At 63.4% G+C, this 14,211-nt stretch carries 18 protein-coding genes and 1 other RNA gene; 14 read left to right on the top strand and 5 right to left on the bottom strand.

Translation table 11 applies throughout. The features are described 5' to 3' along the window. Positions 1–48 precede the first annotated feature (48 nt). A complete protein-coding gene (locus ASE85_RS04505; RefSeq protein ID WP_156358190.1) occupies positions 49–501 on the top strand; it encodes a DUF6456 domain-containing protein in 453 nt (150 codons plus the stop codon). Here ASE85_RS04505 and ASE85_RS04500 read toward each other — a convergent pair whose 3' ends face one another. The 5 genes from ASE85_RS04500 to ASE85_RS04480 are packed head-to-tail and all read right to left on the bottom strand — an operon-like array spanning position 502 to position 3,650. Further along, positions 502–1,044 carry an NUDIX hydrolase gene (locus ASE85_RS04500; protein WP_056684000.1) on the bottom strand — a complete coding sequence of 181 codons (543 nt, stop codon included), beginning with the start codon at positions 1,042–1,044 and terminating at the stop codon, positions 502–504. Further along, positions 1,041–1,718, bottom strand: a complete 678-nt coding sequence (locus ASE85_RS04495; protein WP_056683997.1) for a TPM domain-containing protein — start codon at positions 1,716–1,718, stop codon at positions 1,041–1,043. The genes ASE85_RS04500 and ASE85_RS04495 overlap by 4 nt, the downstream gene beginning before the upstream one ends. Beyond that, positions 1,718–2,524, bottom strand: coding sequence for a TPM domain-containing protein (locus ASE85_RS04490; RefSeq protein ID WP_056684383.1), 807 nt, complete (start codon positions 2,522–2,524; stop codon positions 1,718–1,720). The genes ASE85_RS04495 and ASE85_RS04490 overlap by 1 nt, the downstream gene beginning before the upstream one ends. Before the next feature lie 2 nt (positions 2,525–2,526). After that, positions 2,527–3,012, bottom strand: coding sequence for a TPM domain-containing protein (locus tag ASE85_RS04485; RefSeq protein ID WP_056683992.1), 486 nt, complete (start codon positions 3,010–3,012; stop codon positions 2,527–2,529). A gap of 35 nt (positions 3,013–3,047) precedes the next feature. After that, a complete protein-coding gene (locus tag ASE85_RS04480) occupies positions 3,048–3,650 on the bottom strand; it encodes a LemA family protein (RefSeq protein WP_056683989.1) in 603 nt (200 codons plus the stop codon). 102 nt (positions 3,651–3,752) lie between these two features. On the opposite strand from ASE85_RS04480, the gene mscL reads away from it, so the two are divergent. The 13 genes from mscL (at position 3,753) to ASE85_RS04420 (ending at position 14,135) form a co-directional block, all read left to right on the top strand. Then, the gene (gene mscL / locus ASE85_RS04475) at positions 3,753–4,190 is read left to right on the top strand and encodes a large conductance mechanosensitive channel protein MscL (protein ID WP_056683986.1); all 438 of its coding nucleotides are present in this window, start codon (positions 3,753–3,755) and stop codon (positions 4,188–4,190) included. Positions 4,191–4,335: 145 nt separating this feature from the next. Further along, positions 4,336–4,605 (top strand): hypothetical protein, encoded by a 270-nt coding sequence (locus ASE85_RS04470; protein ID WP_056683983.1) that lies wholly within the window; start codon positions 4,336–4,338, stop codon positions 4,603–4,605. Between the two features lie 152 nt (positions 4,606–4,757). Beyond that, positions 4,758–7,121, top strand: a complete 2,364-nt coding sequence (locus tag ASE85_RS04465) for a chemotaxis protein CheA (protein ID WP_056683974.1) — start codon at positions 4,758–4,760, stop codon at positions 7,119–7,121. An 11-nt stretch (positions 7,122–7,132) separates the two neighbouring features. After that, positions 7,133–7,570, top strand: coding sequence for a chemotaxis protein CheW (locus ASE85_RS04460; protein ID WP_056683971.1), 438 nt, complete (start codon positions 7,133–7,135; stop codon positions 7,568–7,570). Between the two features lie 82 nt (positions 7,571–7,652). After that, positions 7,653–8,018, top strand: a complete 366-nt coding sequence (locus ASE85_RS04455) for a response regulator (protein ID WP_056683968.1) — start codon at positions 7,653–7,655, stop codon at positions 8,016–8,018. Positions 8,019–8,089: 71 nt separating this feature from the next. Beyond that, positions 8,090–9,172, top strand: coding sequence for a chemotaxis protein CheB (locus ASE85_RS04450; protein ID WP_056683965.1), 1,083 nt, complete (start codon positions 8,090–8,092; stop codon positions 9,170–9,172). After that, positions 9,172–10,050, top strand: a complete 879-nt coding sequence (locus tag ASE85_RS04445) for a CheR family methyltransferase (RefSeq protein ID WP_056683962.1) — start codon at positions 9,172–9,174, stop codon at positions 10,048–10,050. Before ASE85_RS04450 ends, ASE85_RS04445 begins: the two co-directional genes overlap by 1 nt. A 129-nt stretch (positions 10,051–10,179) precedes the next feature. Next, the gene (locus tag ASE85_RS04440; protein WP_056683959.1) at positions 10,180–10,878 is read left to right on the top strand and encodes an N-acetylmuramoyl-L-alanine amidase; all 699 of its coding nucleotides are present in this window, start codon (positions 10,180–10,182) and stop codon (positions 10,876–10,878) included. A 42-nt stretch (positions 10,879–10,920) separates the two neighbouring features. Beyond that, an RNA gene (gene rnpB / locus ASE85_RS04645) (RNase P RNA component class A) lies at positions 10,921–11,335 on the top strand. Positions 11,336–11,397: 62 nt separating this feature from the next. Continuing rightward, a complete protein-coding gene (locus ASE85_RS04435) occupies positions 11,398–11,946 on the top strand; it encodes a J domain-containing protein (RefSeq protein ID WP_056683956.1) in 549 nt (182 codons plus the stop codon). Beyond that, a complete protein-coding gene (locus ASE85_RS04430; protein WP_056683953.1) occupies positions 11,919–12,257 on the top strand; it encodes a hypothetical protein in 339 nt (112 codons plus the stop codon). Before ASE85_RS04435 ends, ASE85_RS04430 begins: the two co-directional genes overlap by 28 nt. Positions 12,258–12,291: 34 nt before the next feature. Further along, entirely contained in the window at positions 12,292–12,603 is a 312-nt protein-coding gene (locus tag ASE85_RS04425; RefSeq protein ID WP_056683951.1) for a hypothetical protein, read from the top strand. Beyond that, the gene (locus ASE85_RS04420; protein WP_056683947.1) at positions 12,603–14,135 is read left to right on the top strand and encodes a methyl-accepting chemotaxis protein; all 1,533 of its coding nucleotides are present in this window, start codon (positions 12,603–12,605) and stop codon (positions 14,133–14,135) included. Before ASE85_RS04425 ends, ASE85_RS04420 begins: the two co-directional genes overlap by 1 nt. Positions 14,136–14,211 lie beyond the last annotated feature (76 nt).

The following is a 14,211-nucleotide window of genomic DNA, read 5'->3' as shown; positions in this document are numbered from 1 at the left end:
CACATGGCAAGCACTTGCGCATAACCTTTTGCCAGCAAGGAGATGTCCGTGGCCACCACCCATGTCGAACAGATGATCGAGGATCCGGACGGACGCATCCAGTCGGTGCTGGTACATATCGGTGAGTCGCCGATCACCTGGCTGCATGCGCGCGGTCATCTGAGCGCGCGCCATCATATGGCAGGCGACCTGCTGCGCCGGGACTGGGAGAAGGCGGGGTTGGGTGCGCGGATCACGATGCGTTGGGATGCGGCCCCGCGTGGCGGCAGGGCGCATGGTGCGCCGAGCGATCCGACATTGGCGCAACTGGCGGCGCGGGATCGGTTCGACGGAGCGATCAAGGCTGCCGGGCCGGGGCTGGCTGACATATTGTGGCGGGTGGCTTGCGCCGGCGAGGGGCTGGGTGCAGCGGAAAAGGCGCTGGGCTGGCCCAGTCGCGCCGGCAAACTGGTGCTGACGTTGGCGCTGGATCGGGTCGCGACCTGGTATCGGGTGACCTGATCAGGCCAACATGCCCGCGCCCAGTAACAGGAGCAGCTTGACGTCCATCGCATAGCCCTGCGCGCGCCAGTCGGCGATCTGTTCGTGCAGTTTGGCGATCGGCACGCGATGGACATGGATATCCTCGTCCGCGACGCCCCCGCCTTCGCCGGTTTTCACCAGCCCGTACGCGCGGAAAAGCGTGAAGCTTTCCGACACCATGCCGGGCGAACTGTAGAACTGGCCGAGCGATTGTAGACGGGCGGGGCGATATCCGGTTTCTTCCTCCAGTTCGCGGGCAGCGGCGATGCTGGCGTCCTCGCCCTCCTCCTCATCACCGACCAGGCCGGCGGGCAATTCGATGCAGCGTCGGCCGAGCGGCACGCGATATTGATCGACCAGCAGGACATGGCAGTCATCGTCCGCTTCGTCGATCGCCAGGATGACGGCGGCGTGGATGCCGCGTGCGCGGCCGACATATTCCCATTTGCCGCGTTTCCTGGCGGTGATGAAGCGGCCCGTCCACATCACTTCTTCGGGCGCGGTCCGGTCTGGATCGGTCATAATTCGATCAGCCTGTCAGGGAGTTCATTGATATCATCGTCGGCGCGCGGGAAATGGGTAGCCAGAACCAGCCCGACCTGACGCACGGCCGCCGCCAGCCCTTCGCCCGCACGACCGGCGCGAATGGCGTCGATCAGCGCGGCCATCGCTTCGCCCCAGGCTTCCGGCGCGACCTTTGCGTTGATCGCGCGGTCAGCGACGATCTCGGCGCGATGTTCGTCCAGCGAGAGATAGATGAGGACGCCGGTGCGGCCGCGTGTACGCGCTTCGGCGGCGGTGCGGAACAGCAGGATGGCGCGGCGCCTGACCCGGCGCGCCTTGGTCGCGCGCGGCGTCGCCAGCATGCGCAGCGGCATGATCGCCAGCAGATAGCGCACGACCAGGAATTTGAGGATAAGAAGGCCGAGCAGCCCCATGAGCAGCTTCCAATCGGCCAGTTCATGTTCCCAGCCAAGCAGCAGCATCGAGAGGAAGGCGCGCAAATGGACCGGGAAAGCGGCCATCAGGGCAAGGGCGACGAACACCGCCGCCGCCGCCCAACTGAGGCCGACATCATGATAGTTGTCGGATCGCCGCGCGACGATTGTAACGATCTCACCGGACGTATGCGCCTCCGCGTCCGCCACGGCGGTGGAGACAAGCTCATGGTCGGCTTGCGAAAGATGAAGCTGCATCACCAATCCCCTGATGCGCCGCCGCCGCCGAAGCTGCCGCCACCCGAAAAACCACCACCGCTATCGCCGCCGCCCCAACTGGAGCCGCCGCCACCCGATCCCCAGCCGGAGCTGCCCCAGTCAGAGCCAGCGCCCGGTCCCCAGATGATGATCGGCCCGCTGCCGCCGCCACTTCGATAGCGTTTGCCACCCTTGGCACGTGACAGGAGCGGGAGAGCGACAAAGAAGACGATGAACAGGATGATCCAGAAGGCGATGATTCCGCCACCACCATCATCCTGTTTGCGGGCCGCTGCTTCTGCCGCTGCGGCGCGCTGCTTTGCCTCATCAGGTGGAAGCGCGAGCAGGGCAGCGATCGCGTCCACGCCGGCATTGATGCCACCGGCCATGTCCCCCGTCTTGAAGCGCGGGCTGATGGCGTTACGAATGATCTGGGAGGAAACGGCATCAGTCAGCACGCCTTCCAGCCCATAACCGACCTCGATTCGGATCTTGCGTTCGGCGGGCGCGATAATCAGCAAGGCGCCATTGTTGTCCTTGTCGCCGATTTTCCAGTCCCGGCCTAGCCGATAGCCGTAATCGGATATGTCATAGCCCTGAAGGTCCGGGATGGTCGCCACGAAAAGCGCCCGTCCGCTGGCCTTTTTCTGAGCGATCAGCTTTGCGCTGAGGGCCTGTTCCTGGGCCGGGTCCAGCAGGTTTGCGGCATCGACCACACCCTTGTCATCGAACTTGGGGAAGGTCTGCGCCCAAGCCGATGGGGCGGAGGCCAACAGCGCCAGGACCAAGAGCAAGACACGCATCAGTTTCATGCGGCTTTCCGTTGCGTTTGGGGTTTTGTCATAACCGCCACGATGGCATCAGTTCCAGCAACTATTCCGCCGCGCACGTCGCCGTTGCGAAAACGCGGCACGATAGAGCGACGGATGATGTCAGCGCAGAGAGCATTGGTCATCACCATCTCCAATCCGTAACCGACTTCGATCCGCACCTTCCGCTCCGACGGTGCTACCAATAGCAAAAGTCCATCATTACGTTCTTTGCTCCCTACGCGCCATGCGTTGGCCAATGTCAGGCTGTAGGCATCGATATCCTCGCCGCCCAGCGAAGCGGTCGTAGCGATCACCATCTGCGCGCCTGTTTCCTGTTGCAACCGAACGAGTCGGGCGGTCAACTGGCGCTCAAGTTCAGGGTCAATCAGATGGGCTTCGTCGACCACCCTTCCGGTCAATTCCAATGCTGCTTTCGGTGCCTGCACATCAGCGCCGCAACCAGAAAGCAGCATGAGGCTCATCAGAATGGCAGAACGGACAATCACCGACCTGCCGTTCAGTTGCCGAAGTCGACCTTCGGCGCTTCTTCCGCGCCCGGCGTGGTAGCCTGGAACGGGGTCATCGGCTTGGCGCCATGGATGATCTTAGCGCCGATTGCGTCCGGGAAGGTGCGAATGCGGGTATTATAGGCCTGCACCGCGCCATTATAGTCGCGGATGGCGACGGCGATGCGGTTTTCCGTGCCTTCCAGTTGCGACTGGAGTTGCAGGAAATTCTCGTTCGTCTTGAGGTCCGGATAGGCCTCGACCGAGGCGAGCAGGCGGCCAAGGCCCTGGCTCAACTGCGCCTGCGCAGCCTGGAATTGCGCGACCTTGGCGGGGTCGGACAAGTCTTCTGCATTGACCTGGACCGATGTCGCCTTGGCGCGGGCTTCGGTCACCTTGACCAGCGTATCCTGTTCCTGCTTGCCCGCCGCCTTCACCGTGGCGACGAGGTTGCCGACCAGATTGGCGCGGCGCTGATATTGCGCCTGGACATCTGCCCATTTGGCGTTCGCCTCTTCTTGCGCCGTCGGCACGCTATTGATGCCGCAGGCGGACAGGGTCAGTGCGCCGACGATCGGCAGAAGCACGGTGGAAAAACGACGCATCAGCGACATGGAACATCCTCGGCTTTGTTTCGCCGTTGAAATAGGACGTTGCCCCCGGCGACGCAACGGGCCATGCAGGGTTTATCGCAGATGGTATAAGGGGCTTACACCATGGGGCTGGTTTCCGAATTCAAGACGTTCATCAATCGCGGCAATGTGATGGACCTGGCCGTGGGTGTCATCATCGGTGGCGCCTTCGCGACCATAACCAAGTCGCTGACCGATGACCTGATCATGCCGGTCGTCGGCTACATCTTCGGCGGTGCCGATTTTTCGGGCTATTTCGTGCGATTGGGCGACCTGCCTGCGGACTTCAAGGGCAACCCCACCAGCTATACCGACCTGAAGGCGGCTGGCGTCGCCATGTTCGGCTGGGGACAGTTCCTGACCGTATTGGTCAACTTTGTCATCCTGGCCTTCATCATCTTCCTGCTGGTAAAGGCGATGAACAAGCTGACCGCCAAGCCGGAACCCGCACCGGCCGCGCCGGCGCCCACGCCGGAAGACATCGTGCTGCTGCGCGAAATTCGGGATTCGCTCAAAAAATAATCGTTTATGCGACGAAACGAGCTTGCGGCGGGAACCATCAGGCGTACGGCCGGTTGATCCGCGTCAGGGTTTGAGGTGGCAAAAGCCGTCCCGGCCCGGTGCTAAATGATGTATGCCCTGAGGGGGCGCAACAGGAGATAACGCCGTGAAAACTTTCGTCGCAGTATTGGGCCTTGCCAGCCTTGTCGCACTTTCCGCGTGCGATTCCGCCAAGGAAAACAAGGTCGAGAACGCATACGAGAATAAGGCGGATGCGATCGACAACCAGGCCGACAATATGGAAGCGATGGCTGACAATCTGAGCGGCAATGCAGAAAATGCGGCTGAAAACGCAGCCGATGCTCTGGAAAACAAGGCCGATGCGACGCGCGAAGCTGGTGAAAAGGCCGCCGACGCCGTCGAGAAGCATCAGTAAGCAACGGCACCATAGCCAGGCTTTCAGGGGCGTCGCGGTTTTCCGCGGCGCCCTTTTCTTTGCTCCATTTCGCTGTTCACCGCAGCTTTAACGGCCCCTTAACTATGCGGCCGCAATGGTGCCGAAGCGCGCAGCCTTGGGGCCTTGAGGGAATGGACGAGCTACTACAGGAATTCATATCCGAGACCCAGGAGACGCTGGAGGCTCTTGCAGGCGAAGTCGTCGCCTGGGAAGCCGATCCATCGGACCGGGACCGGCTGGACGCGATCTTTCGCTTCTTCCATACGGTGAAGGGTAGTTGCGGCTTTCTCAACCTGCCGCGTTTCGAGCGGCTGAGCCATGCCGCCGAGGATGTGCTGTCGGACATTCGCGCCGGCAACCGTCGTCCTGATCCTGCAACCGTCAGTGCCGTCCTGGGTATCATGGACCGGATCGGTGAACTGACCGAGGCGGTGGCGATTGGCGCGGCGCTGCCGAGCGAGAACGACGATTTCCTGATCGGGGCGCTGAGCGCGCGGGGCGAAGAGCCAGAGCAGGTGGTCGAGGTCGCGCCCGTCGCGATGGCGCGATCCGGCGGGGCGCAATCTGGGCCACGTACCATTCGCCTGCCGCTCAGCCTGATCGACCAGTTGATGAACGGCGTGTCGGACATGGTGCTGGCGCGCAATGAATTGTCGCGCAAGCTGCGCGAGCGGTCGGCCGATCCCGAACTGGACAATGTGTTCGAGCGGTTGTCGACCTGCGTTGCCGACATGCGCGACGTGATTTCCAAGACCCGGATGCAGCGCGTCGACCGCCTGTTCGCGGCGATCCCGCGCATGGTGCGCGATCTGGGGCGGGACCTGGGCAAGCGGATCGACCTCAGCCTGGAGGGCGGCGACGTCGAGATGGACCGCGAAATGGTGGAGATGGTCGTGGACCCCCTCACCCATATCGTGCGCAACAGCATCGACCATGGTATCGAGACGCCCGAGAAGCGCCGGGCGGCCGGCAAGCCTGAAGTCGGTCGGCTGCGGCTGGAGGCGCGTCAGTCGGGCAACCAGATCGTTATCGCCATCGCCGATGACGGCGCCGGCATCGACACGGCGCGGCTCGTGGACAAGGCGATCGCGGCCGGGCGCCTGACGCCCGATGCCGCTGCCCGCATGTCGGAACAGGACAAGCTCGACCTTATTTTCCACGCGGGCTTGTCGACCGCCAGCAAGGTGACGGCTATTTCCGGCCGTGGCGTCGGCATGGATGTGGTTCGCGCCAATGTGGAGCGGATCGGCGGCGTCATCGCGCTGGATAACCAGCCGGGGCAGGGGCTGTGCATCACGCTGCGTGTGCCGCTGACCCTGACCATCATCCCTGGCCTGATCGTGCGTGCCGGCGGCCAGCATTTCGCCATTCCGCGCGCGGCGGTGGTCGAGATACTGCACGACAATAATGAGACTTTGCATATCAGTGAGGTCGGCGGCGCGAAGATCGCGACGATCCGCGCCGTCCGTCATTCCATGGTCGATCTGGAGGATGTGCTGGGCATGGAAAAGCCGGCGCAGCAGGGACCGCGCGCGATCATGGTGGTGCGTTCGGCGACCGGCGTGCCCTTCGCCATGGGTGTATCGACGGTCGACAATCATGAGGAACTGGTGATCCGTCCTGCTTCGCCGCTGGTGATGGCGACGGGCGTTTATGCCGGCATGACGCTGCCCGACAATGGTAAGCCGATGCTGCTGCTGGATGCGGCGGGCCTGGCCAATGCCGCGCGTCTGCCCAACATCATCGACGATCGGGCGGCACGACAGCAGGAAGAGGCGGCCGTTGCGCAAACCGGCGTGGAAATGGTTGCCGCCCTGCGTTTCGAGGAACTTTCGGGCGAGCGGCGCCTGCTGAAATTGTCGCTGATCGAGCGGGTCGAGGATATCGATGCCGGTCTTTTCGGCCGGTCGGGTGGACGCGCTTTCGTGCGGCTTGACGGGCGTCTGGTGCCGGTGGCCAACGGTCTGTCGCAGTTTGACCGGGGCAAGGTATCAGCGTTGCGCCTCCGCGACGATCGGCGCGAAGCCTGCTATCCGGTCGCGGCTGTGCTGGATATCGTCCAGATGCCCGCCGTACCGGACATGGTGGCGATGCACGGTATGCTGAGTGGCGTCGCGGTGATCGAGGGCGAGCATCTGGAGGTGATCAACCCCTTCGCTTTGTTCGCTGCCTTGCCTGAGGAGGCAATGGTCGAGCGCGTGCGGGGACGCTGCCTGTTGGCCGACAGCAATGACGGGTGGACGCGCGAGATATTGGCGCCGCTGCTGCGGCAGGCGGGACATGAAGTTCTGCTGGGCCTGCCTGGAGACAGCCTGGTCGATCCGGAAGATGTGGTGCTCTGCACAGAGGCCGATGCGATGCAGGCGGCGGAAATCATGGGATGCCGCGTCGTCCATCTGCGCGCGTCGCCCCGACCCGCCGGGCCGCAGGATGGCAGCATCTACCGCTACGATCAGGATGCGTTGATGGCGGCGATCGCCGGCCGGCGGGGGTAAGGAAGAAGCCTATGGATCAGCTCTATCTTCTTGCCACGCTGGCTGGCACGCGGATTGCGGTAGAAACCGGGGAGGTGGAGGCAGTCGTCCGCCTGACCGAGGTATCGCCCGTCCCCGGCATGGGCGCGCATATTGCCGGCTTGTCCGCTCTGCGCAGCCGGGTGCTCACGATCGTCGACGTTGCAGCCTTGATTCGCGGGCAAGCAACGCCGGTCGAGCAGCGCGGATTGGCGATCATCGCGAATATCAGTGGCCATAGCTATGGCCTGATGGTCGATGGGGTATCGGATATTTGCCGCGTACCGGACGGCGCTCTGCCACTGCGCGGTCAACTCGATCCGGCCTGGGCGCCTTATGCGCGCGCACTGGTGGAGCATGAGGGGCATCCCTGGCTGCTTGTGTCGCTTGCCGCCTTCATCGAGGGCGGGGCGCTCGCACAGGCCGCCTGATATGCCCAAGCTTGTTTACCAAATCCTCGCCTTTGCTGGTTAAGCCCGACGAAACGGGACGCATAAATCTAAGGGACGCTTCATGAAGAATTGCCTGGTCGTCGACGACTCGAAGGTCATCCGCAAGGTGGCACGCCATATACTCGAATCGCTGGACCTGACGGTGAGCGAAGCGGTGGACGGGCAGGACGCGCTGACCCAGTGCGAGGCTTCGCCCCCCGACGTCGTGCTGCTCGACTGGAACATGCCGGTCATGAGCGGGATGGAATTCCTTCAGGCGCTGTCGAGCGCCAAGATGGCGGCGCGGCCCAAGATCATCTTCTGCACCACCGAAAATGGCATCAGTCATATCAAGGCTGCGGTCGAGGCAGGGGCCGACGAATATGTGATGAAGCCGTTCGACCGGGAAACGCTGGAGAGCAAGCTGGCGATCGTCGGGGTGATCTAGCGGCCAGATTGTCCGCTGATCCAGGAGTACCGCCGATTTTACGTTGATCCTTCCGCGCAGAGAGCCCCGTGATGACCGCGATGATGCCGATAATGACCAGCCATGGCGATGCACGCCCCGTCGTGCGTGCGCTGGTCGTCGATGATTCGGTCGTCGTGCGGACGGTGATCGAACGGATTCTGAATTCCGATCCGGGTTATAGCGTCGTCCACAAGACCAACAGTGCCGAACATGCGCTGGGCTATCTGGTGGACCATGTCGTCGATCTGGTGCTGCTCGACATCGAATTGCCGGGACAGAGCGGTCTGGCTGCGTTGCCGCAAATTCTGCGTGCCAATCCCTCCGTCAAGGTCGCGATCCTGTCCGGCAAATGCGAGGAAGGTAGTGCCGCGGCGATCGAGGCACTGGCGCTGGGCGCCAGCGACATCGTCTCCAAGCCGGGGAGCGGCAGTTTCGGCGAACAATTCCCCCAGGCCCTGATCGATCGATTGAACCGTCTGTTCGGGGATCGGCCTGCGGCGGCGCCGTTGCCGCGCGTGACGCCGCCAGTGGGAGTCGATGCAGCCGGTGCGCCACTCGCCTGTATCGGGATCGGTGCCTCTACCGGTGGTATTCACGCACTGGGTCAGTTGTTTCAGGGGCTGGCGGCGCCATTGGGCGTGCCGGTACTGCTGACTCAGCATTTACCCGCCAGCTTCACGGTCTATTTTGCGCAGCAATTGTCGCGCATGACCAGCCTGAAGGTGAAGGTGGCCGAAACCGGCGATGTGCTGGAGCCCGATACCATCTATGTCGCGCCGGGCGATGCCAATATCCAGCTACGCCGCAGCCTGCATGGACGGGTGGTGATTCTGCTCAACCCCGAGCGGACGTCGGCGGGGAATTTGCCCGGCGTCGACCCGATGTTTGCCAGCATGGCGGAGATTTATGGCGCTGGTGCGGTGGGTATCGTCCTGACCGGCATGGGGCGCGACGGCACGCTGGGTGCGCGCGAGATCGTGGCCGCCGGCGGTTGGGTCGTCGCACAGGATGAAGCGAGCAGCGTCGTATGGGGCATGCCGGGCTCGGTGGCCGGCGCAGGGCTGACATGTGGGGTGATGGAGCCGCTGGCGATCATGAATTTCGTTGCCCGCCGCGGCAAGGTTGCCGCCTGATGCCGCTTCCACCCGAAGGTGCTGCCGCTTTTCAGGGAGCCGCCCGTATCCTGTCCGGATTGCTGGAAGCGCGCACCGGCCAGGTGTTGTCGGAAGGGCGTGCGTGGCGGATGGAAACCGCGTTGCGCCCGGTCTTGCGCGCACACGGGTTCCAGACGATCGACGATCTGGCTGCGACATTGTTGCGCAAGCGCGATCCCCGGCTGGACGAGGATGTGGTCAACGCATTGCTCAACAATGAGAGCAGCTTCTTCCGCGATCTCCAGATTTTCGACATGATCCATCGCCAGATCCTGCCGCGCATACGGGAAGAACGGCAGGACCGGACGTTGCGTATCTGGAGTGCCGGCTGCTCGACCGGGCAGGAGGCCTATTCGCTGGCCATCCGGCTGCGCAACGATGCCGAGCGCTGGCAGGGATGGCGAATCGAGATATTGGCGACCGATATTTCAACGGCGGCGATCGAACAGGCGCGTTCGGGCATCTTTTCACAGATGGATGTTCAGCGCGGTCTGGCGGTCGGCGACCTCATCAAATGGTTTGAACCGCATGGCGAGGATTGGCGGGCCAATCCCGAACTGCGCCGGATGATCGACTTCCGGCGCGACAATCTGTTCGATCCGCGTGCGCCGTCCGGCGAATATGACCTGCTGCTGTGCCGCAACGTGCTGCTCTACTTCACGCCTGAGCGGCGCGGGGCCGTATTGCGCCTGCTCGGCCGGCACAGTCATGCCGGATCGGTCCTGCTCCTTGGGGCGGGCGAGACGGTGATCGGCCAGGGGGACGATTTTCTGCCCCATCCCGATTTTCGCGGTGGCTATGCGTCAAAGGCGTTGATGGCCCATTGCGCTGGTGGATCAGTGCGGCGCGCCGGTTGAGGCACCTTCATCCGCATTAACCCTGCTTGATTGCTGCGCCCGTCTCGGCCATTGTCATGGGCAGGTCGCCACAGGGGCGGACCGGAAGGGTGCGATGATCGAGCCGCTGCAAGTGACTGGCCTTTTTCGATGACCGACATGCCGATGATCGACACGCCGTCGCCCAATTTCGACGACCGCAGCCTGCCTGTCACGATGCTGGTACTACATTATACCGGCATGCCCGATGCGGCGAGCGCCATCAACTGGCTCGCCAATCCGGAATCGAAAGTGTCGGCGCACTATGTCGTGACCGAAGATGGTCAGGTCATTCGCATGGTCGATGAAGCCAAGCGCGCCTGGCATGCAGGCCGATCGCATTGGCGCGGCGTGGACGACGTCAACTCCGCCAGCATCGGCATAGAGATCGTCAATCCCGGCCATGAATGGGGTTATCGCCCCTTTCCGGAAACCCAGATGGGGTCGCTGATCCCGCTGGTGCATGCCATCGTCCAGCGACACAAGATCACGCGCGGCAATATCGTCGGGCACAGCGATATCGCGCCGGCCCGCAAGCAGGATCCGGGCGAACTCTTCCCCTGGGGGCAACTGGCGCGCCTGAGGCTGGCGCTGCCCCGCCCGACCAGGAATCTGATGGACCCGCAATGGACCGACAGCGGTTTCATGCTGGCACTCGAACGTTTCGGCTATGACATTGCCGATCCCAAGGCGGCGGTGGTCGCTTTCCAGCGCCGTTTTCGGCCGGAACTGATCGACGGGGTGATCTGCGGCGAATGTCGCGCCATCCTGCTGGCCCTGCTTTTGCCCAAACCCCGTGGGGATGAATAAGCGGGATGACGAGGCCGAAAAATCGGTCTAAGGGCCGTCCTGCCAGAGGGCCGGGCGGCTGCGGCGTGGCGGGTAACTTCCACGGCGAGGAAAGTCCGGGCTCCACGAAATGACGGTGCCGGTTAACGACCGGCTGGAGTGATCCAAGGGACAGTGCAACAGAAAGCAGGTCGCCCAAGGCTTCGGCCCTAAGACTTCGGTCGGGTGAAATTGAAAGGGTGCGGTAAGAGCGCACCGCGTCTGCGGCAACGCAAGGCGGCACGGTAAACCCCACCGGGAGCAAGACCGAATAGGGGCGGCGCGCGTTTTGTCCAGAAATGGGCAACTCGCTAGGTCTGTTTCGACCGAGATCGTCCGGGTTGGTTGCTTGAGGAACGGAGCAATCCGTTCCCTAGAGGAATGGTCGCCTATCTCCGAAAGGAGTGGACAGAACCCGGCTTACAGGCCCTCTGGCATTTCCCGCCGCAAAAATCGGCGGCTGGGCTGGCTTTCCGGCCACACCTTCCCTAATTCGGGACAATGGCAAGAAACAGCCGATCCAATGACTGGGGCTTTCCCCGCTGGCGTGCCTATGGGGCGGCGCGTGAGGCGCAGCGCGTGCGTATGTGCGACCGTTATGGTTGCGACCAGCCGGGCGACTGCCCCGCGCCCAAATCTCCCAACAGCCCGGAGCGCTGGTATTTCTGCCCCGAACATGCGGGCGAATATAACCGCAACTGGGATTATTTTCAGGGGCTGGACGACGAAGAACGCGCGTCGCGGGAAAAGGCCGAGCGGCGCGATGCTGGCGGTTATCAGTCCAGCGCCTATCATGGCTGGGGCGGGCCGGGCGACGGCAGCCGGTCGCGTGACGAACTGCATGCGCTCAAGGCGTTGGAACTGGAGGATGACGCCGGGTTCGACGCGGTGAAGAAGAGTTGGCGGCGGCTGGCCAAGGAATATCATCCCGACGTGAAGCCCGGCGACAGCGATGCCGCGGTGCGTTTCCAGGCGATCCAGGCGGCCTATGAGGTGTTGCGCGCGGCTGAGGAGCGACGGACATGGAAGCCAAGGGGAGCGGTGGATTGAAGGATCAGGTGCGCTCCAACTGGTCCAATGTGGTGTTGATCTGCCGCAAATGTTCCAAGAAGCTGGATGGCGGCTTCGGGCCGGGCGGAGGCGAGCGGCTGGCAAAGGCGATGCGCAAGCATCTGTCGTTGAAAAAAGGACGCAAGGCGGCGGCGGGGATACTGGAAGTCAATTGCCTGGGCGTTTGCCCCAAGGGCGCTGTCACGGTGGTCGATGGCGCGGCCAGCCGCGACTGGCTGCTGATCCGGCCGGGAACCGATCTGGACGAACTGACCGAGGCGCTGGGCCTGAACGTTGAATCTCATCCTTAATATTATTCTTACCAATCCCGCCTAATCGGACGCAATGCCTTTCCTCGCGTCCTTTCGATGCGGCCTGCCTCTGGCCGCGCAATGCACTCTCGCCATTTTCGGTTTGCTCGGCCTCTATGCCGTTCCCCCTGCCAGTGGACGGATGCTGCTACTGCCCCTGACCGAGGAAGCGAAAGCCGCTGTCGCACCCGTCGCTGTGGCGACCGGGGCGCGACTGGTCGCCAAAGGGCCATGGCCCGGCTCGCTGCTGGTTGAAGGTGAACGGGATGCATTGGCGCCCGCACTGCTGCGACGGGGCGTGATCGCCTTGTCGGCGCAGATAGGTGGTTGCGGGGAGCCTGCCTGATGAGCGCCATGACCAGTCTGGATCGGCTGCGGTTGCAGGGCCTGCGCATATTGTTGTTCGCCAACTGGTGGTGGACGGTTGCGATCGGGCTGGGTGGCCTGTTTCTGGGCGTGCAGCATGGCGGCCGGGCTTTGTTCCTGTCCGCGCTCGTCAATGTGCTACCCACCATTCAGGTGATGCGCCAGCGCGAAGATCTGGAGACGCGGCTGGCTGTAGGAACGCTGGCGACGGTCCAGCCAGCGATTGGCCTCTATCTTTTGTCCGGCCACGGCTGGCAGATGGATGGCCATATGTTCTTTTTCGTAGCGCTGGCCGGCCTGACGCTGCTCTATGACTGGCGGCCGATCATTCTGGCTGCGACATTGACGGCCGTGCATCATCTGATCCTCAATTTCATGCTGCCCGCTTGGGTCTTTCCCGATCAGGCCGGTGTCGGCCGGGTGGCGATTCATGCCGTCGCCGTTGTGTTGCAGGCAGCGGTGCTTTGCTATCTGACGCTTCGGTTACGGACGATGCTGCTGGCGCTCGATGGCCATGTGCTGCAAGCGGGCGCGCTGGCGAAGGAGGCGGAAGAGGGGCGCGATGCTGCCGAAGCGGCGATGGCCGCCAGCCGGAATATGGACGCGCGCGCTGCGCAGTTGCGCACCCAGCAGGAAGCGGAAAAAGCCCGCATGGCTGAGGACCGACGCTCGGCGACTTTGGCACTGGTGCAGGATTTTCGGCAGTCGGTATCGGAGATCGTCGGATCGGTGGGCGCAGCGGCGCAAGAACTGGACGATTCCGCGCGGCAACTCAATCAACTCGCCCAGCGCGCCAGCGCGGGTACGGAGGAGACGGTGGCAATCGCCGAACAATCGTCCGCCAACGCCACGATGCTGGCGCGGCGGATCGAACAATTGTCGGAATCGATCGCGGCGATCGCTTCGGCGTCGCACCAGCAGGCCGTGCTGGGTGGCGAGGCGCAGCGGGTGTCGACCACGGGCCATGAGGCCGTGCATGAACTGGAGGGGCGTACCACCTCCATCACCAGTTTCGCGGAGTCGATCACCGAGATTGCCGCGCGTACCAACCTGCTGGCGCTCAACGCCACGATCGAGGCGGCGCGAGCCGGGGATGTCGGCCGGGGCTTTGCAGTCGTGGCGGGTGAGGTGAAGCAACTGGCCGGCCAGACCGCCAATGCGACTGGCGAAATCCACGCCCTTGCCTGGTCGGCGCGCGAAGGTGCCGGGGTCGCGCGTGAGGCGCTGTCCGAAGTGGCAGGCGTCGTGGAGCAACTGGCGGGCGCGGCCCATGAAATCCAGCGGGCGGTCGCCGATCAGCGGGATGCGACCAGTGCTATCGGAGAATCGGCGCGGGACACCGCGCAGGACGCCGCCAGCATGACACGCCAGATGGGCGATGTGGCGGATGTGGCGCGCGACACGGAAAGCCTGTCCGGCCGGGTGTCGAGTGCGGCGTCCAGCCTGTCGCAGACAGCGCAGATATTGCAGCGGGCGGCGGACCAGTTCGTCACGCAACTCGAAGCGGCCTGACGGCGATTGTTCGCCCGACGACGGGTACAAAAAAGGGGGCTGGCTGCAACGAATGCAGCCAGCCCCCTTTTTATCA

It is taken from the genome of Sphingobium sp. Leaf26 (genome assembly GCF_001421665.1).
In the GTDB taxonomy this organism is placed as follows: domain Bacteria; phylum Pseudomonadota; class Alphaproteobacteria; order Sphingomonadales; family Sphingomonadaceae; genus Sphingobium.
This window is presented reverse-complemented; position numbering and strand designations above follow the sequence as displayed.

Coding starts and splice junctions, on each gene's coding strand:
- ASE85_RS04500 (WP_056684000.1), bottom strand. CDS start 1,044: ATGACCGATCCAGACCGGACCGCGCCCGAAGAAGTGATGTGGACGGGC.
- ASE85_RS04495 (WP_056683997.1), bottom strand. CDS start 1,718: ATGCAGCTTCATCTTTCGCAAGCCGACCATGAGCTTGTCTCCACCGCC.
- ASE85_RS04485 (WP_056683992.1), bottom strand. CDS start 3,012: ATGAGCCTCATGCTGCTTTCTGGTTGCGGCGCTGATGTGCAGGCACCG.
- ASE85_RS04480 (WP_056683989.1), bottom strand. CDS start 3,650: ATGTCGCTGATGCGTCGTTTTTCCACCGTGCTTCTGCCGATCGTCGGC.
- mscL (WP_056683986.1), top strand. CDS start 3,753: ATGGGGCTGGTTTCCGAATTCAAGACGTTCATCAATCGCGGCAATGTG.
- ASE85_RS04465 (WP_056683974.1), top strand. CDS start 4,758: ATGGACGAGCTACTACAGGAATTCATATCCGAGACCCAGGAGACGCTG.
- ASE85_RS04460 (WP_056683971.1), top strand. CDS start 7,133: ATGGATCAGCTCTATCTTCTTGCCACGCTGGCTGGCACGCGGATTGCG.
- ASE85_RS04455 (WP_056683968.1), top strand. CDS start 7,653: ATGAAGAATTGCCTGGTCGTCGACGACTCGAAGGTCATCCGCAAGGTG.
- ASE85_RS04450 (WP_056683965.1), top strand. CDS start 8,090: ATGACCGCGATGATGCCGATAATGACCAGCCATGGCGATGCACGCCCC.
- ASE85_RS04445 (WP_056683962.1), top strand. CDS start 9,172: ATGCCGCTTCCACCCGAAGGTGCTGCCGCTTTTCAGGGAGCCGCCCGT.
- ASE85_RS04440 (WP_056683959.1), top strand. CDS start 10,180: ATGACCGACATGCCGATGATCGACACGCCGTCGCCCAATTTCGACGAC.
- ASE85_RS04435 (WP_056683956.1), top strand. CDS start 11,398: ATGGCAAGAAACAGCCGATCCAATGACTGGGGCTTTCCCCGCTGGCGT.
- ASE85_RS04430 (WP_056683953.1), top strand. CDS start 11,919: ATGGAAGCCAAGGGGAGCGGTGGATTGAAGGATCAGGTGCGCTCCAAC.
- ASE85_RS04425 (WP_056683951.1), top strand. CDS start 12,292: ATGCCTTTCCTCGCGTCCTTTCGATGCGGCCTGCCTCTGGCCGCGCAA.
- ASE85_RS04420 (WP_056683947.1), top strand. CDS start 12,603: ATGAGCGCCATGACCAGTCTGGATCGGCTGCGGTTGCAGGGCCTGCGC.